Annotated in this window: 21 protein-coding genes and 1 pseudogene; 15 read left to right on the top strand and 7 right to left on the bottom strand. The window is 46.8% G+C overall.

Going from position 1 to position 18,558, the window contains the following annotated elements; genetic code table 11:
* Positions 1–26 precede the first annotated feature (26 nt).
* Positions 27–371: a DUF3316 domain-containing protein gene (locus J0X00_RS02920; RefSeq protein WP_136487127.1), complete on the bottom strand. Its 345-nt coding sequence runs from the start codon at positions 369–371 to the stop codon at positions 27–29.
* 416 nt (positions 372–787) lie between these two features.
* On the opposite strand from J0X00_RS02920, the gene J0X00_RS02925 reads away from it, so the two are divergent.
* Together J0X00_RS02925 and J0X00_RS02930 are read left to right on the top strand one after the other, a co-directional pair.
* Positions 788–1,969, top strand: a complete 1,182-nt coding sequence (locus J0X00_RS02925) for a lytic polysaccharide monooxygenase (RefSeq protein ID WP_282476976.1) — start codon at positions 788–790, stop codon at positions 1,967–1,969.
* Positions 1,970–2,143: 174 nt separating this feature from the next.
* Positions 2,144–2,359, top strand: a complete 216-nt coding sequence (locus tag J0X00_RS02930; protein WP_282476977.1) for a DUF3820 family protein — start codon at positions 2,144–2,146, stop codon at positions 2,357–2,359.
* Between the two features lie 228 nt (positions 2,360–2,587).
* Here J0X00_RS02930 and J0X00_RS02935 read toward each other — a convergent pair whose 3' ends face one another.
* Positions 2,588–4,063, bottom strand: a complete 1,476-nt coding sequence (locus J0X00_RS02935) for an LA2681 family HEPN domain-containing protein (protein WP_282476978.1) — start codon at positions 4,061–4,063, stop codon at positions 2,588–2,590.
* Between the two features lie 169 nt (positions 4,064–4,232).
* Here J0X00_RS02935 and J0X00_RS02940 point away from each other — a divergent pair.
* The 3 genes and pseudogenes from J0X00_RS02940 to J0X00_RS02950 form a co-directional block, all read left to right on the top strand.
* Positions 4,233–4,307, top strand: a pseudogene (locus J0X00_RS02940) (DUF3820 family protein); the annotation flags it as partial.
* A gap of 75 nt (positions 4,308–4,382) precedes the next feature.
* Entirely contained in the window at positions 4,383–4,628 is a 246-nt protein-coding gene (locus J0X00_RS02945) for a hypothetical protein (RefSeq protein WP_136487451.1), read from the top strand.
* Between the two features lie 259 nt (positions 4,629–4,887).
* Entirely contained in the window at positions 4,888–6,138 is a 1,251-nt protein-coding gene (locus J0X00_RS02950; RefSeq protein WP_136487450.1) for a DEAD/DEAH box helicase, read from the top strand.
* Between the two features lie 148 nt (positions 6,139–6,286).
* On the opposite strand, the gene J0X00_RS02955 is transcribed toward J0X00_RS02950, so the two are convergent.
* Positions 6,287–6,700, bottom strand: a complete 414-nt coding sequence (locus tag J0X00_RS02955; protein WP_282476979.1) for a VF530 family DNA-binding protein — start codon at positions 6,698–6,700, stop codon at positions 6,287–6,289.
* Positions 6,701–7,185: 485 nt separating this feature from the next.
* Here J0X00_RS02955 and J0X00_RS02960 point away from each other — a divergent pair, with 485 nt between their 5' ends.
* From J0X00_RS02960 to J0X00_RS02975, 4 genes are all read left to right on the top strand, one after another.
* Positions 7,186–7,440: a hypothetical protein gene (locus tag J0X00_RS02960; protein ID WP_282476980.1), complete on the top strand. Its 255-nt coding sequence runs from the start codon at positions 7,186–7,188 to the stop codon at positions 7,438–7,440.
* A gap of 121 nt (positions 7,441–7,561) precedes the next feature.
* Positions 7,562–8,062, top strand: a complete 501-nt coding sequence (locus tag J0X00_RS02965; protein WP_282476981.1) for a hypothetical protein — start codon at positions 7,562–7,564, stop codon at positions 8,060–8,062.
* Between the two features lie 95 nt (positions 8,063–8,157).
* A complete protein-coding gene (locus tag J0X00_RS02970; protein WP_282476982.1) occupies positions 8,158–8,811 on the top strand; it encodes a hypothetical protein in 654 nt (217 codons plus the stop codon).
* Positions 8,812–8,918: 107 nt separating this feature from the next.
* The gene (locus J0X00_RS02975; protein ID WP_282476997.1) at positions 8,919–9,464 is read left to right on the top strand and encodes a LysE family translocator; all 546 of its coding nucleotides are present in this window, start codon (positions 8,919–8,921) and stop codon (positions 9,462–9,464) included.
* Positions 9,465–9,560: 96 nt separating this feature from the next.
* On the opposite strand, the gene J0X00_RS02980 is transcribed toward J0X00_RS02975, so the two are convergent.
* A complete protein-coding gene (locus J0X00_RS02980; protein WP_282476983.1) occupies positions 9,561–10,469 on the bottom strand; it encodes a LysR family transcriptional regulator in 909 nt (302 codons plus the stop codon).
* 100 nt (positions 10,470–10,569) lie between these two features.
* On the opposite strand from J0X00_RS02980, the gene J0X00_RS02985 reads away from it, so the two are divergent.
* Together J0X00_RS02985 and J0X00_RS02990 are read left to right on the top strand one after the other, a co-directional pair.
* A complete protein-coding gene (locus tag J0X00_RS02985; RefSeq protein ID WP_282476984.1) occupies positions 10,570–11,394 on the top strand; it encodes a TSUP family transporter in 825 nt (274 codons plus the stop codon).
* Between the two features lie 83 nt (positions 11,395–11,477).
* Complete coding sequence (locus J0X00_RS02990; RefSeq protein ID WP_218561733.1) at positions 11,478–11,681, top strand: hypothetical protein; 204 nt, start codon at positions 11,478–11,480, stop codon at positions 11,679–11,681.
* Here J0X00_RS02990 and arfB read toward each other — a convergent pair.
* Positions 11,658–12,071, bottom strand: a complete 414-nt coding sequence (gene arfB, locus J0X00_RS02995; RefSeq protein WP_282476985.1) for an alternative ribosome rescue aminoacyl-tRNA hydrolase ArfB — start codon at positions 12,069–12,071, stop codon at positions 11,658–11,660. The genes J0X00_RS02990 and arfB overlap by 24 nt on opposite strands.
* A gap of 125 nt (positions 12,072–12,196) precedes the next feature.
* Positions 12,197–12,622 (bottom strand): universal stress protein, encoded by a 426-nt coding sequence (locus J0X00_RS03000; protein WP_136487444.1) that lies wholly within the window; start codon positions 12,620–12,622, stop codon positions 12,197–12,199.
* Positions 12,623–12,996: 374 nt separating this feature from the next.
* Here J0X00_RS03000 and J0X00_RS03005 point away from each other — a divergent pair, with 374 nt between their 5' ends.
* The 4 genes from J0X00_RS03005 to astB all read left to right on the top strand — a co-directional run bounded on the left by J0X00_RS03005 (position 12,997) and on the right by astB (position 17,778).
* Complete coding sequence (locus tag J0X00_RS03005) at positions 12,997–13,425, top strand: DUF2000 domain-containing protein (RefSeq protein ID WP_136487443.1); 429 nt, start codon at positions 12,997–12,999, stop codon at positions 13,423–13,425.
* 660 nt (positions 13,426–14,085) lie between these two features.
* Positions 14,086–15,102 carry an arginine N-succinyltransferase gene (locus tag J0X00_RS03010; RefSeq protein ID WP_282476986.1) on the top strand — a complete coding sequence of 339 codons (1,017 nt, stop codon included), beginning with the start codon at positions 14,086–14,088 and terminating at the stop codon, positions 15,100–15,102.
* Between the two features lie 38 nt (positions 15,103–15,140).
* Complete coding sequence (gene astA, locus J0X00_RS03015; protein ID WP_136487441.1) at positions 15,141–16,184, top strand: arginine N-succinyltransferase; 1,044 nt, start codon at positions 15,141–15,143, stop codon at positions 16,182–16,184.
* 253 nt (positions 16,185–16,437) lie between these two features.
* The gene (astB, locus tag J0X00_RS03020; protein WP_282476998.1) at positions 16,438–17,778 is read left to right on the top strand and encodes an N-succinylarginine dihydrolase; all 1,341 of its coding nucleotides are present in this window, start codon (positions 16,438–16,440) and stop codon (positions 17,776–17,778) included.
* A gap of 153 nt (positions 17,779–17,931) precedes the next feature.
* On the opposite strand, the gene J0X00_RS03025 is transcribed toward astB, so the two are convergent.
* Positions 17,932–18,459, bottom strand: coding sequence for a L,D-transpeptidase family protein (locus J0X00_RS03025; RefSeq protein ID WP_282476987.1), 528 nt, complete (start codon positions 18,457–18,459; stop codon positions 17,932–17,934).
* Between the last annotated feature and the right edge of the window lie 99 nt (positions 18,460–18,558).

Consider the following 18,558-nt stretch of genomic DNA (forward strand, 5'->3'; position numbering starts at 1 on the left):
TAGAATATCAGCTGAGCGCGGTTAAATTAGCTCTGGCCTCCACGCATTGTGTATTGGTAGTCGACATCAACCAGTGCACGATATTGGATCTGACCTTCTTTCGGTGCAAACGGCTCGACTTTTACTTCTGCATCAGTCACTTTTAAACTTTCTGTCGCAATTTGGGCGTCAAAGATATTCAGCTCCTGAGCCAGTTTTTCGGCCGGTAACTGATTGAGTTGGTCAACCAGCTTAAAACCTGCATCATACGCCTGCTGCTGTGACTGATATGCATCAGTAGCGATGGTGGTTTCTTTTTCTGCCGTATTCACTGCTGCGAAAGCGCCAGCGCTCAGGGACATAGTTGTTAAGATCACAAGTGCTTTCTTCATAACTTTTCTCCTCATCTTTGTGCGACATGCACAGTTGCATATTAGCTATGCATGTAGGTGTGCATGTTAATAGCATGTCAGGCTCAGTCAGGAGCGCGATAGCATTTTGTGAACAAATTTTACATATCTCTGGTCGTGCTGGATTTGCTGACAGTGTGATTTTTTTGACCAAATATTGAATCAGCCATGAGTGTATGCTGATGTTTGGTTGCGCTGAAGATGGAATCTAACCCAATAAGATACCAATTATTCAATCAATAATGACGTAGGAATTTGGAAAGCACACAACATTATAAGAATATCGTACGGTATATTGCTTTTGGAATATGATTTTTTATGAGAAAACCTCGCTTCTTTTACGGGATGATGTATGAAATCCTGAATTTTCCCGGTTTTCCCATAGTTAAGGTATGATCATGAAAAATCGAAATTTTCGCCTCGTAACCTGCGCAGCACTGCTGTATGGTTCTGCATTTTCATTTCAGGTAAATGCTCACGGTTGGGTTGAGTTTCCAAGTGCCCGCCAAAATACCTGTTATGAGGATGGGGGGTTTTGGAACAATACGATTCCTAATGCCGCCTGTCAGGCAGCGTTTGACCAATCGGGCACTTATCCGTTTGTACAACGTAATGAGCTATCCGCCAACGTAGTTAACTATCAGGACATCAATGCGGTTAAACAACTTGTCACGGATGGTTCACTGTGTGCGGCAGGTGATAGTGCTAAGTCCGGCCTGGATGTTCCTTCTCCCCATTGGCAAAAAACGGCTGTTACTTTGGATGCAAACAATCAGATTGAGCTGGTTTTTCATGCTACAGCTGCGCATAACCCATCGTTCTGGGAGTTCTACCTGACCAAGCCGGACTACAACTCCTCTGCGTCGTTAACCTGGGACGATCTGCAGTTAATCGATACCGCAGGTAATACGACTGTCTCTGCTGATGGCAAATACCATCTCAATGTCACTTTCCCGACTGACCGCAGCGGCGATGCGATTCTTTATACCCGTTGGCAGCGCCAAGACCCGGCAGGGGAAGGCTTTTACAACTGCAGCGATATCACTTTTAGTACACAGGGCAGTTCAACCTCTCCGGATCAGCCGGATGTATCGACGCCGGCCGCAGATATGACGGCACTTGGCTATTTTGTACCGCAGGGTTTTGGACCGGTGGAGTCCGGAGATACCGTCAGGCTGCGTACCTTTGATGTAAATGGTAACGAGCAGGCAGATATCCGTTTGGCGATTAAGGCGAACAACAGTTCAACCTGGGCCGCTGAGCTGGCCGGGCAGTTTAATCAGCTACAAGGTAATAACTGGTTTATTGGTATCTGGTCTGAAGAGATGGAGCACTACATGTTTGATACCAGTAACATCTATGCCAACCAGGTGTTTGCACCCAATGCCTCATACAGCTATCAGTTGTCTCTGATTAAAGAAGGCAGTGTACCCGCCGAGCAGGCCGACAATGCCTGGGATAGCGCTACCGTGTATACCGCAGGTGATGTCGTGATTCACGATGGTCGCGAGTGGACCGCGCAGTGGTGGACTCAGGGTGAGCAGCCGGGCACCACAGGCCAGTGGGGCGTGTGGCGCTAATCACATCAGGCGATTGATCTTAGGGGGCATTAGCCCCCTTTATCGCTTCTGACGTATATCTATGGGATGACCGTTTGGTGAGAGTATCCTTACTAGTGAAAGCAAGGTAGACTTCAGGTTTGGTCGATCTCGCGCAGTGATTATGCGTTGATATTAAAGCAAGGCACGTGACTTATGCTGGAAAAAGAAAATCTGATTAAACTGGCACGAATGCAAATGCCATTTGGCAAATACGCTGGCCGTGCACTCATCGATCTACCGGAAGAGTACCTGCTGTGGTTCGATAAAAAAGGCTGGCCGAGCGGTGAACTAGGCGATTTGCTCAAGCTGTGTTTAGCTCTCAAAATTGATGGGTTAGACAGTGTGGTTAAACCTTTGAAACGGATGTAACTCCTCAGGGTGATACTAAGTCAGTTAATAGATTTTACCTTAGGCATGGCAGAACGTTATCTTGTTACATGCCTCGTGAGCACACCTTTGGACAGAAACGTGCCAGTGAACTTGCTAAATTAGTAATCAATGAATTAGTTTAGGTATGTCAAACTCGCTTAATGAAGTGTTCAATCTAAGTGTTGCAGATCAACTACACAGTGACCCTATTGTTACTCGATAAGTTTGTTATAGCCTTGTTGATTGAATGGGTACTATCAAACCGTCACCTCTTGCTTCTTCGCGTTTACGTTCTTCGACGTGCATTGCCAAAGAAAGATAAATCAATGCTTCACGCGCTAGCCGCAGCATTTTTAGAGACTTCCCCTCCAAGTCATCGACAGTTATGTACTTCAAATACTCAGTATCATCGACTTGAGCTGGGTACTCTTGAATCCCTAGATACCGATGTTCTGCCATTTTTCGTATGTAATGTAATTCCTTAGCTTCTGGTTCACTGACATCTTGAAAATTTGGGGCATACAAATCTTTTGATAAAAAGTACAACCCGCGTAACATCCAGTTTTCGCTCTCTAAGAAGCACGGGTGGATTTCCAGTTTTTTCTCTTTCTTGTTATACATCCCCCAAATGTTACGGAAGTTAACACCATCTACCTTTAGACCTATGTTCATATAGTCGTTGAGAAATAAAGCAATTTTATCGAAAATAGAATATGACACTCGCAAAGAGTTTTTCAACAGCTCGTTTCGGTAACCGAATTGCACCCCATCTAATCCATTTTCTAGGAGCACGTCATTGTCAGAATAGTGGTCTAAATTACTAGTGGTAAACTCGTATAGCATATACCGAGAAACTATGAACTCTTGCTTTAGCAAGTTAAAGTATTTTGGGAATCTAGGTTCTTCACCGACTGCATACACATGACTAGGTAAGTGAAGAATATCGTTTGCTGCAATGGTCGCATCGAGCACGTCATTCAGTGGGTTGATAAACAGCCTTTGTTTTAAGCACCACTTTCTGTAATCCTGTTCTTTTTTGCTCTCACCTAGAGAAAAATCATTGAAATCAAAACTACTGTCGAACTCAATGTTATTCAATATCTCATCAGTGACGTCCCTGTAACTAATAAAAGCATCAAGAGCGTCCTTCTGAACTCCACTGTCCCATAACAACGGCTCAGTGCCGAAGCGACTAAGCTCCTTATTCGCGTGGAAAAAGAAAACACCACTATGCCCGTAATCATATAAATGCTGCCCATAGTGAAATTGATTTATGGCTTTGTTACCTACAGCCATCGCGAAGTTATCAATAAGAGACAGAACTTTGTCATAGTAGCTAATTGATTCGATCGTTCGCCCTAGTGAACTTAGTCCATTAGCTATATTGGTAAGTATTTTACACCGCATCCCATCGCTAAGCTGTTCGAAACCAGTCTCAACGACGGCGCTTCGTAGGTTTAGCACCTCGGCGATTTGTCTTTCCTGATGCCAACTCCAAGTATCATCGAGTGTTTTTCGCTCAATCATTCGCAGTGCTGAATAACAGTTAGCTTTATAGAAAAATAAGACTGAACGATTCTTGCGTGTCTCGTTATTCATGAGAGTATCGCAATCTAGCAGAAGCTGTTCTAATCTCACCTGATCGCTATTATCAGCCGCTAAATCGATTTCCAGTCCAAGTTTTTCTATCTTTTCACCGTGCATAGTGATATTTCCCCTATCTTCTACGTACTTTACTGGCATGAGAAAAAGTAAGTCAATTGACGCTTTAGTGAAGTGAGTAGTTGATCGGCCGTTACACACAATGGGGCACAAACGAGTTACAGTGATGAAACGAAAGAAAATTCCCTAAGAAGTTTGTTATTTTATGGCCGATAAAAAAGGCTGGCCGAGTGATGAATTGGGCGATTTGCTCAAATTGTGCTTGGCGCTGAAAATTGAAGGCTGAGACGGTGTGGTTAAACCTTTAAAGCGAATGTAAACTGTCACCGAGGCGCCACATTTTTTAATGAAAAGAGTTATTATGAATTTCGATATTGATGCACTGAAACACCACCAATTGGTTGAAGATGGTCAGCTAGAGGGATGTTACATTCATCAGCCTGCTCAAGGTAGTCAGCAAGATGACAAAGCTGTTGTGGCAGAGCGCCAAGCGTTGGAAAAGCTGGGTTATAAAGTAATGCAGGTCAAAGCGAAAGGTGAGATTACAACCTTCGCCGAGGCGATGCAAAAGCTTGCAAATAAGACGGGTCACCAGTCCAAAGAGTAAGTGAGTGTGACCAGCCACAGCTTCCCTGAGTTCTTCCGCGATACCATGTGATTTTATTTAAAAGAGCAAAGTGGTCAGTCGTCACTGCCATCATGATTGGTTTTTGATCATGAGGGACATGAAGAAATACAGTAAAGGAAATACCTGAGCCCTATCGTTCTGCGCCAAACCATCTCTGTTTGGCGCATTATCGCTAACACCCTGGTGCTAAATAGCATAAGATACACGGCCTTTACCCAGTACTGAGCCACTCATTGTAATGACAGACAAAACACAGCAAGCGACATTTGCCGATCTTGGTCTGATTCCAACCTTAGTCGAGCGACTAGCAGCGTTAGAATATAACCAACCAACACCGATCCAATCCTATGCCATTCCTCATGTGCTTGACGGCCGGGATATGATAGGCGGGGCCAATACAGGTTCAGGTAAAACCGCCGCTTTCTCACTGCCCATTCTGCAGAAAGTTCTGCAGCAAAGTGAATCCAATGAGCGTCGTGGCAACGTCGTTTCTCATCTGATTTTGGTTCCGACTCGTGAGCTGGCATCGCAGGTGGCTTATAGCGTCAAATCCTACTCATATCATCTGAGAGATAAAATCAAAACGGTTGCCGTCTTTGGTGGTGTATCCGTGAACCCTCAAATGCTGGCCCTGCGCGGAGGTAGTGACATCATTGTTGCTACGCCTGGACGGCTGCTTGATCTGGTCTCGAGTAACGCGATTAAGCTCGACCAGGTCAAAACGCTCGTGCTCGATGAAGCTGACCGTATGTTGAGCTTAGGATTTACCGAAGAACTCAATAAAATTCTTGCCTTGCTACCCGAGAAGAAACAGACACTGCTATTTTCTGCAACTTTCCCTGACAAAGTCACCACTTTGGCTCAGCACTTACTGAACGATCCTGTTGAAGTTCAGCTCCAGAGTGCAGAAGCCAGCACTTTGGTGCAGCGCGTGTTTAGTGTCAATAAAGGTGAGAAGACGGCGGTACTCGCACACCTCATCAAACAACATCAATGGCGACAGACTTTAATCTTTGTGAACGCTAAGAATGCCTGTAACCACTTAGCGCAAAAGCTGTCAAAACGCGGCATCACGGCTGAAGTTTTCCATGGTGACAAAGGGCAGGGCGCTCGTACTCGTGTGCTTGAAGGCTTTAAGTCGGGTGAAATTCAAGTCCTGATCGCTACCGATATCGCCGCGCGCGGTCTTGATATTGAAAAACTGCCCGTGGTGATTAACTTCGATCTTCCGCGCAGTCCTGCCGACTATATGCACCGAATCGGGCGCAGTGGCCGTGCGGGTGAAGTGGGCCTCGGTCTGTCTCTTATCGATTACGATGACTACCACCACTTTAAGGTGATAGAAAAGAAAAACAAGTTCCAGCTTGAACGTGAGCAGGTTAAGGGCTTTGAAGTGGAAGACGATCAAAGTGAAGCCTACTTTGCACCCATGAAACCACGGGCAAAGCCAGCCGGTACAGGTAAAAACAAGAAAACGCGTAATCAGTAGAAGACGTAAACTACACATTCGTTGAATTTCGCGCGTTTTTTGATGGCGGTTAACCTGTTGGGTAACTCGCTACCGTTGACTTGTATAAACAACAATAGAGCCCTGCTGGATCTTTCAGCAGGGCTCTATTGCTTTTCAAAGATAGGGATTAGCGACGTGGCGGACGTCCGCGCGGCGAGCGTTTTTTAAATGTAGATGCGGCTTTCGCTTGTGAGTTGAGAATGGATTCAACAGTTAGCGGCATCGGCTCTTTAGGTTCAAGACCATGAGGGAAAGTGCGGGCCCTTGGTGGTAAATTGTATTCTTCTTCGCTCGCGCGTGGCATGCGCTTAAAGCGATAAAGATAAAAGTTTTCTAACTTCTCTCTCGCCCAATCGGTTTTCTTCAAATACTTCACGCTGCTTGCAATCGAAGGCTTAGTATTAAAGCAATTAAAGCGCATGGCTGTATCGAGAATTTCCCAGCCATAAAAATCCACCAACTCTTGCAACATAGTCTCTAGCTTTAACCCGTGCAGTGGGTTGTTTTGTTGCAGTTCGATTCTCTCTTCGTCAGTCATCATTTCAGGGGCCTTGCTCATCAAAGGGCGGAGTTTAGCAAAGTATAGAGTACAGAGATATCGATAGTTAGGCCGCATCCGCATTGCACGCCTGATTCCTGAGACTGGGCACGAGTCGCAACTCGTTTCTGCCCCATTGTTTGTTATCACTGAAGTTAATTTGCTTCTGTTGAATGAAAGTTTCCTTTACCTGTAGTTATCCGAGGGGGGGCGTTGTAAGCTTTTTAAAAGTATGCGTCATTTTGCAATCTAATATCAATTCCCTCTAATTAATCTATTGATCATAAATTAAACTGTAATTGGAAAGATTCCATGATAGGTGGGTGAGAAGCGGCTAAAAGCCGTATAGAAAGCGTTAGGGATTACTCGATAGTTAATAACTAAGGTGTCAGATATTTATTATAACTAGCTGAAATTAAATGATAAATTGATGTTTCTATTTGTTTGGACTATGCTGTCTGTGTATTAATTGTTACTTGGAGTTCAATATGCGTGATTTCGATGAGATTTTTGACTTATTACCAAACGAATTTGATCAAAAAATGGTTGATCAAGTTGCAAATATGCTGGGTTTTTCTGTCCAATGCAGAGATATTTATAAACAAGCTAGTTTGAAGTATTTAAATAAAGGTATGTATTGGGACAAGTGTCGAGAGCCAAAGAAGGTTTCAAAAAGTAGAATTTATATCGGTTCTGAATACCGCTTTAAGCGCCAACCCATACAAACGGCTCAATGGGACTAAAATGCGTGGCACTTTGGGTTCGGTTTACTTTTGAGGTTTCGGCTGGTTAAATTGAGTGCATATGATATTAGGTTTTGCCCATTAGCCGAGCGGTATGTGATTAATCATCAATCGAGGAAAAATGAATAAGATAGCAGTATGCCTACTTTTGAGCCTTGTCTTAGTTGGTTGTTCAAATCTGGGCACGACTCGTGCCGTTAATGGAAATATAGTCCAAAACATCGAAGATCCTAACGACTTAGGTTCAATTGCGTATGTTGATTATTACGATGTTGGTACGCTGAGGGCAATCGAGAAAAAGAAAACGGAACTAGCGTTTGAAGAGCCTGATTATTCGAAAATTCCGGTCAATGGATATTTGCTGATACATGTAAAAACACCAACAATTGAATCGGCAAATACGAAGTGGTGGAAAACCATAGTTGTTGACGAAGCTGGAAATGTGTTGGCGAAGAAGCAAGGTAGTGCAAGCGTAGCTTCATACGAAACCACTAATGGAATTACAGTGTGGAAAAACTCTATGTTAGTTGTATTACCAGAAGTTCAGCCTCCTTTTAATGTATACATTGTCAGTGACTTATTAAATAAGCGGTGGGGATACAAAGTTCTGAGTAAAAATTAATCACATGACAGGGTTGTGTATATAGAGGAACTTACAAATTGATCGTAAACAGTATTTGTCCTTATTGTTCGACTGCAATAGTAAAAGGCGAGAATTTGAACAACAGCCGTTCTGTTGAGCATCTTGTTCCCAATGTTGCTCTAACGCGAAAGAGAAATAACGGTGAGGGTGATTTCTATGCTTGCCGTAAGTGCAACTCTGAAAAAGGTACATTGGATGAAATATTTGGTCTGATTGCCCGATGCCAATCCACTGATAGTCAGCTAGCTGTGAAAGCACTAGTTCGTGCTTTCAATAAACGTGAGATTGTACCGAATCGTCTTTGTGAAATGTATGATAGTGCGGTAGAGGTGGGTGAACACGTTGAAGCAAAAATGCCTGTTTATGGTCAAGAGCTGATCGACTATGCAACGTTTTTCGGCAAAGGTCTATATTTTCTAAAGCATCAACGAGTATTCAACGAAAAGCGAGACGTTATGCATATTCGCTTCTTCAATAAACAGGTTCATTCAAGTTTCGCTCAGAATTATGAGAACAAGTTTTCTAGTAATCCCATCAAAGACTTAGAATCCAACTCAAAATCATGGGTTGTCGCAGAAGATGAGTGTGTCATCTGGTCAAAAAATAGAAGCCATCTCATTATTTTTCATCACTTTACCTCTTTTAGTATTAGGTTTAAAAGTCGTAATCACAAGACTCTGATGAAAAAGAAAGAACTAGAAAATAGTATTTTGAAAAGTTTTGGGTAATACACATAACAAATAAGGATTAAACAGTGCGTAGCCAACGCTTAATCCCGATTGTTGAACAAGCTCGATGTCTTTATATCAGTAAATTGTGCGTGTGTTCTGATCCAGTGATACTGAACACTCTCGTAAGCGACTTTTTCCATACTTTAGGTAATCTGTCTTGTCAGTTGATCGTTGTGGCTTTGGTGGCCGTGGGTATCGGCGGGCTTCTGGCCCAGTTGCCGGCCTGGTTTTTGGTGATGAAATGCCTGGGTGGTGCCTATCTGATTTATCTTGGTATTAAGAGTTTACGTGTCAGCCGGGCGTCGACATTGGATTTAACTCAGACACCGCGATCTCAGGTCAAGAAATCCGCTCGCTCTTTGGGTTTAGAGGCCTTTCTGGTGTCAGCCAGCAATCCGAAAACGCTGATATTTTTGTCGGCTTTTCTGCCGCAATTTTTAGATGTCGCTCATCCGCCGACAGAGCAGTTTGCCATTATGTATATGACTATCTGCGTGATCGTCACTGCGGTTCATCTTGGCTACGCAGTGGCCATCAGTCGTTTCGGTCAGCGGCTGCAAGGTAATCGCTTGCAGCATTACCTGTCAAAATGTACCGGTGGAATTTTTATCACCATGGGCGGCGGTGTACTGTTAAGCTCAAGAGCCTGAAAGCATGGTCTGTTCAAAAGCATAGTCTATTCAGTCAGTAGAAAGTGAAAAAGCAGATCAGTCTGGTCTGCTTTTTTGTTTCGAGCTTAATTTCTCTTAACAACATAATCGGGCTGGTAAGTGGTGCTGCACAAACTCCACAAAGGCGCTGACTTTATCGGAGCGGTGCAGACGTTCAGACGCCACCAGAGCGACAATGTCGGCTTCGGCTAGCTGGTATTGCGGCAGTACTCTCACCAGGGTGCCTGCGCTGAGCTCTTGTTTTACATCCCATTCCGAACGTTGAATGATGCCTTCCCCCTTAATACACCAATCTTTGGTCACCTGACTGACATTGCTGGCCAGAACGGCATTGACGCGCACGCTGGTGATTTGCCCGTTGCTGATGTCGGCCAACCGCCACATGGTGGCATCTTCATCATTTTCGCGCAGCGCAATGCAGCGGTGCTGCTCCAGATCTTGCGGCGTGGTTAACGCTGGAGCGGATTGTAAGTAGTCAGGTGCGGCAAGCAGTAAACGACGGTTCTTGGCCAGCACAATCCGCTTGAGTGAAGAATCCTGCAGGTGACCGATGTAAAACATAATGTCCGGACTATTGTGCTGCGCCCACTTAGGATTGTCAGACAGGTTGAGTTCAATCCGGGTCAGTGGGTACTGGCGCTGAAATTCGGCCGCCAATGGCCCGATGTGCTTTTCACCGAACCCCAAAGACGCCACCAAGCGGATATCGCCGGAGATGGTGCGTTTGCTGTCGGCGACCTCTTGCGTCAGGTGCTCTAAATCTTGCAGCAGGTTCTGCCCACGGCGTGCCAGGGTTTCACCTTCCGGTGTAAGGGCAATAAAACGCGCACTGCGATCAACCAGTTTCACCCCCAGTTTGCGCTCGATGTGTTGCAAACGTTGCGATACGCTCGGCGGTGTTACGTTGAGTTTGCGCGCGGCCGCCGCCAGTGAGCGGCTGCCGGCGATGGTTATAAAGAATTCGATATCTTGTGAACTGACCATTAAGTCTGACCTTAATGATTAAATAAGAATGTATTAATTTAACCACATGGTTCCCGGTGATACAAATAGCGTTCTGTCTGCTATTGATGTTGAGGAAAACATGCACAGTGACGTTATTTTTAGTGGCGGTGAACTGCTGTCTCACCGCGAGTGGGTATACGCCTTTTTATTTGCTGTGGCCATTATTGCCGGTGTGGTGGATGCCATCGCTGGCGGTGGTGGTTTGATCACCGTACCGAGCCTGCTGCTGGCCGGTTTACCGCCCATGGTGGTTTTGGGTACCAACCGTTTACAGGCGGTGATTGGGGAACTGACCACCTCGCTGATGTTTATTGCCAGCCGCCAGTTTCCGCTGCAGGGCATGATGCTGGGTGTGCTGTGCACTTCAATCGGTGCTCTTTGCGGCGCGGTGGCAGTTAGTCTGATCGATAAGGCGGCTCTGGAGGTGCTGCTGGAGGTGCTGCTGCCGGTGTTAATGGTGGCGATTACCCTCTATTCTATCTTCTCCAGGCGCTTAAAGGCGACGAAAGCTAGCGAGGCAAAATGGCCGAAGCGCAGATTTATGCTGGTCGCCGGATTGTTGATAGGCTTTTATAACGGCTTTTTTGGCCCGGGGACCGGCTCGTTGTGGATGCTCGGATTTGTTGCTCTGCTCGGTTATACCCTCAAGCAGGCCACAATGGCGACCAAGCCGTTGAATCTGGTCGGTAACCTGATTTCTCTGATCCTGTTCATCGTTCTGGGCCAGGTGGATTATCAGCTTGGCTTGTTGATGGCAGCCGGACAGATTATTGGTTCTGTGGTCGGCAGCAAGTTTGTGATGCGTTTTGGCACGCGCCTGGTGCGTCCGGTGTTTATCTCGGTGACCGTTCTGATGACAACAAAGTTGATCTACGAGAATGTGGCTGCGATTTGGTGGACCTGAGGTTATCTATCCTTTACAGGTAATATCATGTGAATTATTAGGCATTGAGTTGCTTATAAACTCAATGGTTGTCGGCATGCTCTGTGAAACTCGCTGATAAAGGAGGTGAAGCGATGGCGGAGCCGGGTATGTTGCAGGTGATTCAGGTGCAGCCGGATTTTGATGCCGTAGTGATTGCTTGTTTTGATGATACCGGACTGGATGCCGCGCGCTGTATCACCGTTAAGCTTGGTTTCACTTTTTGCCTACTGACATCAAGTCGGTCAGTAATCCACTTTCTTTCTTAATACCTTAGTGGCGCCGCGTTTGGTTTTCGTATCGACGCGGCGTCGTTGCGAGCCTTTGGTGGGTTTGGTTGCCCGCCGGGTCTTTTCGACCACCATGGCGGCGATAATCATCTCCTTTAGCCGGTTCAGTGCGTCTTCTTTATTTTGTTCCTGCGTACGGTAAGATTGCGCTTTAATCACAATGACCCCGTCTTTGGTCAGCCTTGAATCGGACAGGACCAGTAAGCGCTCTTTGTAGAACTGGGGTAACGATGAGCGATGAATGTCAAAACGCAGATGAATGGCACTGGAGACTTTATTGACATTCTGGCCGCCACTGCCCATGGCTCGGATGGCCGAGAGTTCGATTTCCCAGTCGGCAAGAGAAACGTTATTGGAAATTTGTAGCATAAATCACGCGTAACCAGACAAAATGTTGCAGAGAATGTCTGCAACATTCTAAGCAGTCCGGTGGCGTTTGGCTACCTTCTGCGTCACTGGATTTACTGGCCAGGCTGCAAAATCGCTGGCCGACGCTAATCAAGAATCGGTACCACCAGAATATCGATAGGAGACTTATTGATCAGGTGGCGCGAGTAGGAGACGATTTTGCTGACAAAATCATGGTGATGACCACAGATAAGCAGATCATAGTTATCGCTGGCAATCAGGGTTTCCAGCTTTTTGCTCAGATCCCCGGTACCGACATAAAAGTGTTTGAATGGGAATTCACAGTATTGTTGTAACTGCTTGAGCATCTTATTTGAATGCTCATCCAAAGGTTTTTGTTTCGGCTCAGCCTGGATGTCGATCAGCTGTTGGTAGATTTCCCCTTTCGTCCCATCAATATGAACCAGAGACACATCAGCATCGACTAAGCTGGCAAAAGAGACTGCTTTATCAATCAACAGTTTACTCTCTTCCTCCAATTCCAGAGCGACCAGGATATGTTGATATTTCATTACGATACTCCTTCGTTAAGTCACTTTGAATATCATAGTATTTACTGCGAACAATAGTGTTGCTGTGCTAACAGAACCGCAAAAATTCTGCTCGATGTGGCCTGTTTTTGCGCGGCGAGCACGGGTTGGCAGTGCGGCGCTGCACAGGGCTAAAGACTTGTTTATCGAACGCTATATGTTTAATCTGAACAGGGTCAGAGTATTACCTATCGCCTGTTACAACGCAGAGCCCTCGGCAGCAAGTCGCAGACGAGGCGGCGGGCGAGAGTCACTGAGATCCCATCTCGATAAGTACAAGGAGTAGTACTCTGCTCGCGAGATTGATAATCAATTTGATATGCATAGATAGTGAGAAGCTTAGCAAGGAGAAAAGAGTGAACCTACCGGATGAGAATCAACAGCGTTATGTCGCTGTACTGAGCAAAAAACTCGATTTGGGCCGCAGTCTAAACGTGTTGGGACATCTTAGCGCCGGTCTGGCTGACATGCTGCATCGTGAGGGTACCGAGTACGTCGACTATCGTGACCTTGATGGCCATATTTTGCCGAACATTTCCCATTACCCCTTCATTGTACTGAAAGCCGACAATTCTAACAAAATCCGCAAAGTGAAACAGGATGCCAGTGAGCGGGGGATTCGTTATACCGTTTTTACCCATACCATGGCGCAAGGAGGCTCTGCCGAGCAACAAACGCTGACGCAGCAGACTCCTGAGTCAGAGCTCGACTACTGGGGCATCTGTTTGTTTGGTGATACCGAAACAATTCAGCAGTTTACTTCGAAGCTGAGTCTCTACAAATAAAGCGTGAATCTAGCACAGTGACAGGAGCGTCTGATGCCGCTCAAGCTAAAGTCGGCTGAATACCAACACCAGAAAAACTCTGGTGTTTTTTTATCCGTAATTTACGGCTGTGCGGATAAGCGTTACACACGAAGTCAGACTAAAACTTCCTTCCTTACGCATTATTTATTAATGGCATAAATAAATTAATTCGGCCATTTGATAATATTTTTATGCAGATTTTATAAATAAAATATCTTTGTCGGATTTGTGATAAATCATGCAAGAGTTATCTCCGGTTTTAGAGAATAAAGAAAAACATAAAACAAAATAAATCCTTATTAAACAGTTTCTTGTCTATTTTATCCCATTTGTTTTTGTTGTAATTATGTTTCTGGTGTATTTAATTTGTTGATATCTAATCTGGTTTAATTTTACTATAGCTGCCAAGATTGAGATTATTTTTATGGGATAAGTGGAATAGGTTTAATTTAAATAGTGAGTTTTCATGCATGAATTTTCATTAAGGCGCTTTAGTTTTGATTAACTATTCGATTTTAACCTTAGTCTCAAAAGATTAATTGAAATCCGCTCCTGACAGTATTGGAAATCAACGATCAGGCTATGAAGACCGATCCGGAGTGATTGGGCAGGGTTTACCTGCATAGATAAGGATATGACATGTATTTATTTCGTCCCGCTCAACTCAGCGATTTGAGTGATATTGAACGTCTGGCCCAGGACAGTGGCCCAATGGTGTGCACCCTGCCGGCTACACATACCCATCTGACTCAGAAGATTGAACGCTCACTGACCTCTTTTTCCGAGGACGTTGAAGCTCCGGGAGATCAGGCTTATTTCTTCGTGCTGGAAGATGCTCGTAGCGGTCGCTTAATGGGGACTGGTGCTATCAATGCACTGGCCGGGTGTCAGGAACCCTTTTATGCACTGCGCAAAGATGTGCTGATTCATTCTTCCCGCGCGCTGAACGTCCACAGCCGGATTCAGGCTCTGACGTTGAATCATGACTTGAGTGACCACGCCCAACTCTGTTCATTTTATGTGGATCCGTCTTTGCGTGACACGCCTTATGCTGCACTGGTCACACTGGGTCGGTTGCTGTTCATGAGTGCATTTCCTATGCGCTTTTCGGATCAATGGCTGGCGGTGATGCCGGGTGTCGCAGATGCTGAGGGTCGGGCTCCTTTTTGGGAACACGTCGGCCGTAAATTTTTTGGCATGGATTACAACCAGGTCGAATACTACAACGGCACGCGGGACAAGACTTTTATTGCGGAGCTGATGCCTCATCATCCTCTTTATGTGCCCTTGCTGGCCAAAGAGGCGCAGCAGGCGCTGGGTCAGGTGCACGGCGACGCGCAGTTGCAATTCAGCCTGCTGAATGACGAGGGATTTGAAGCCGACAAATACGTCGAGATCTTCGATGCCGGCGCCATCATGACGGCGCGGCGCGATACCTTGTCTATCTGGCATGGTAAGCAGCATGCCTGTGTGGCTGGTGCAACAGATGGACTGGCGACAGCCAAACCGTTTTTAATAGGTTTTATGCGCCCGGATGGCTTCTGCGCCACCATAGTACCTGCGCATTTTGCCGGCAAGAAACTGATTTTAGAACAAGGAAAGTGTGAAGAAGCCGGCCTGCAACAGGGCCAGTCAGTGTGGTTTTTGCCACTGTAATCTTCTCTCTTTCAACACCATGACAAGGAATGAAAACTATGATGGTGATTCGTCCGATCAACAGGGATGATAAACAGGCGCTGCTCCATCTCGCGACCAAAACCGGGATAGGCTTTACTTCATTGCCTAATAATGAACAGCGCATCAGTGATCGTATTGAGCGCATGATCGCGACCTGGGAAGGCAGTGCGCCGCTGCACGAGCAGGGTTATCTGTTTGTGCTGGAAGATAGTGTCACTAAACAGGTGGTCGGGATCAGTGGCATCGAGGTGGCGATTGGACTGACAGAAGCCTGGTACGATTTTCGGGTTGGTACGCTGGTTCATGCATCGAAAGAACTGAATGTTTACACCCAGATGCCGACCCTGTTCCTCAGCAACGACCATACTGGTAACAGTGAGCTTTGCACCTTGTTCCTCGACCCGGATTATCGTCAGGGTAAGAATGGCCATCTGCTTTCCAAATCGCGCATGCTATTTATGGCCACCTTTGAAGACAAGTTTGCTGACAAACTGATCGCGGAAATGCGCGGCGTCTCGGATGAAAATGGTCACTCTCCGTTCTGGGAAAGCTTAGGCCGCCATTTCTTTGCGATTGATTTCAGCGAGGCAGATTACCTGACCGGTATTGGTCAGAAAGCGTTTATTGCTGAACTGATGCCAAAGCACCCGTTCTACGTCGATTTCCTCACCGATGAGGCTAAAGCGGTTATCGCTGAAGTGCATGAGAACACGCTGCCGGCGCGAAAAATTCTGGAAAGCGAAGGCATGCGTTATGAAGGGTATATCGATATTTTCGATGCGGGCCCGACTCTGGAGGCTTATACCAAAGATCTGCGTATTGTGCGTGACCATGAAACGCGCCGCGTCGCGGTCGTTGACGACGCAGAAGAGGGCGTAACGCCATTGCTGATTGGTAACCAGAGTTACCAGCATTATCGTGCCATTGTCGCCAATCAGCCCTACACCCGCGACGAAATTTTACTGACCGCCGAGCAGGCTGACGCGCTCAATGTCACCGCGGGTGAGGTGGTCAGAATTGCGCCGTTATTTGCACGGGAAAAACATCATGGTCTGGGCTGACCGGACCATGAATAGATTTGATGTGATTGGACTTTCGGTGAGACCAGATGGCCGTGTTCAAGCCAATTTATCCAAAACGATGTGTACCCCACATATACGATTAGTCAGTACCGACTACGATTAATAAATACCTGGCACGCGTAGTCAAGACGGGCCGCGAGAAGGTACAGGTGATAAGGAGCAGTAGACTATGTCACAACATACAGTGTCATCCCATTCGGTGTCAGAAATGGCCGCCAATCAGCAGCCAGATGTGACCGCTTATGAAGCAAACTTTGATGGTCTGGTAGGGCTGACCCATAACTATGCCGGGCTTTCGTTTGGTAATGTTGCGTCCACATCCAACAAGAACGCGGTGGCCAATCCGAAACTAGCTGCACTGCAAGGCCTGGAGAAAATGAAAACTCTGGCGGATATGGGCTTCAAGCAAGGCGTTCTGCCGCCGCAGGAGCGGCCATGTGTGCACACATTGCGTAAGCTCGGATTCAGTGGTACCGATGCCCAGGTTATCGCGCAAGCGGCTAAAAAAGCGCCGCGCCTGCTGGCTAACGTCAGTTCGGCTTCTTCCATGTGGGTTGCGAACGCGGCAACTGTCTCTCCCTCTGCTGATACTGCCGATCACAAAGTGCACTTCACCGTAGCGAATCTGAATAACAAGTTTCATCGTTCGATTGAAGATGGCACCACAGGACGTGCTCTGCAGGCCATTTTCCGCGATGATCGCCATTTTTCCCATCATGATGCTCTGCCGCAACAGGCGATCATGGGTGATGAAGGCGCGGCCAACCATAACCGGTTGTGTGCCAGTTACGGTGACGCCGGCGTTGAAGTTTTTGTTTATGGCCGTCAGGCGTTTGGCGGTGAGATCGAGCCACAAAAATACCCGGCGCGCCAAACCCGCGAAGCCAGTGAAGCGGTAGCCCGGCTGCATCAGCTCAATGACGACAATACCGTGTTTCTGCAGCAGAATCCGGCGGTCATTGACCAGGGCGTGTTCCATAATGATGTGATAGCGGTAAGCAATGGCCCGGTGCTGTTCCACCATCAGGAAGCGTTTCATCACCAGGTTGCGGCGTTTGCTGAAATTGAGCGCAAGCTGGCTCGGGTTGGCGCTGAGTTTACCCCGATTGAAGTGCCGACCAGCAAGGTGTCGGTACAAGACGCGGTGCATACTTATCTGTTTAACAGCCAGTTACTGACCAAGCCGGATGGCAGCATGATGATAGTGGTGCCACAGGAGTCGCGCAATAACGAACGGGTATGGATGTATCTCAATGAGATGGTTACCAGTGGCGGGCCAATCCGTGACATCCGGGTCTTTGATTTGCGTGAGAGTATGTGTAACGGTGGTGGTCCGGCGTGTCTGCGTTTACGAGTTGTGTTGACCGAACAAGAATTACAGGCAACAAATCAACGCGCAGTGATGAATGATGCGTTGTATCAGTCACTGACTCACTGGGTGGGTAAACATTACCGTGACCGCCTGACTGAAGCAGATCTTGCTGACCCGCAGCTGCTGACAGAAAACCGTACGGCGCTCGATGAACTGACCCAACTTATGGGGCTGGGCTCGATTTATCCGTTCCAGCAGTAATGTTGCCAAAAACACCGACAGAAAAAATGCCCGGGTAACCGGGCGTTTTGCTTTTTATCGTCACGCTTTGAGAGTGGGTGATTAGGCTTTAACCACGTCACTGCAGATCAGCGGTAGCCATCAGGATTTCGTCATCTTCTTTCAGCATAGGGACTACCACTCGATATCGATAGGTGTGCCGCTGTCCACTAAACTGAGGAATTCATCCATTTCCCGATTGGTGAGAGCGATACAACCATTGGTCCAGTCGAAACTCTGGATGTATTCGGGACGGCCGTCGAATCCTTGTTTGAGGCCGTGAATCTTAATGGCGCCGCCGGGGTTGACGCCCATTGACTCGGCGCGTCTGAGATCCTGTTGGTTGGGGTAGCTGATGTTCATCGAACGGTAGAAGCCGGACTGCTCGCTGACATAGTCGAGATAGTAACGTCCTTCCGGCGTGCGTTGGTCGCCTTCCTGAACTTTGTGGCCTTTAGGGGATTTTCCCAGTGCGATCCGAAATTCACGAATCACCCGTCCTTGCTCGAGCAGGTACATACGGCGTTTGGATTTATCGACCTGCACCAGATCGGCTTTCAGCGCTGCAACCGGTGTAAAGCGCCCGTCCGCAGAGGCGGCGGCACTGAATAGAGTCGGCAGCAATGACAATAAGGTCACAGACAGGGTGCTGTTTTTTCGCATAACGAGTTCGTGAGTAACGGCTATTCCAGCGGAACAGTGGGTAAACCAAGGCAAATGATGACTCTATTATGCGGGCAGTTTTACGCTCAGTGCCAGTGC

Source organism: Vibrio sp. ABG19, assembly GCF_029962385.1.
In the GTDB taxonomy this organism is placed as follows: Bacteria; Pseudomonadota; Gammaproteobacteria; order Enterobacterales; family Vibrionaceae; genus Vibrio; species Vibrio ostreae.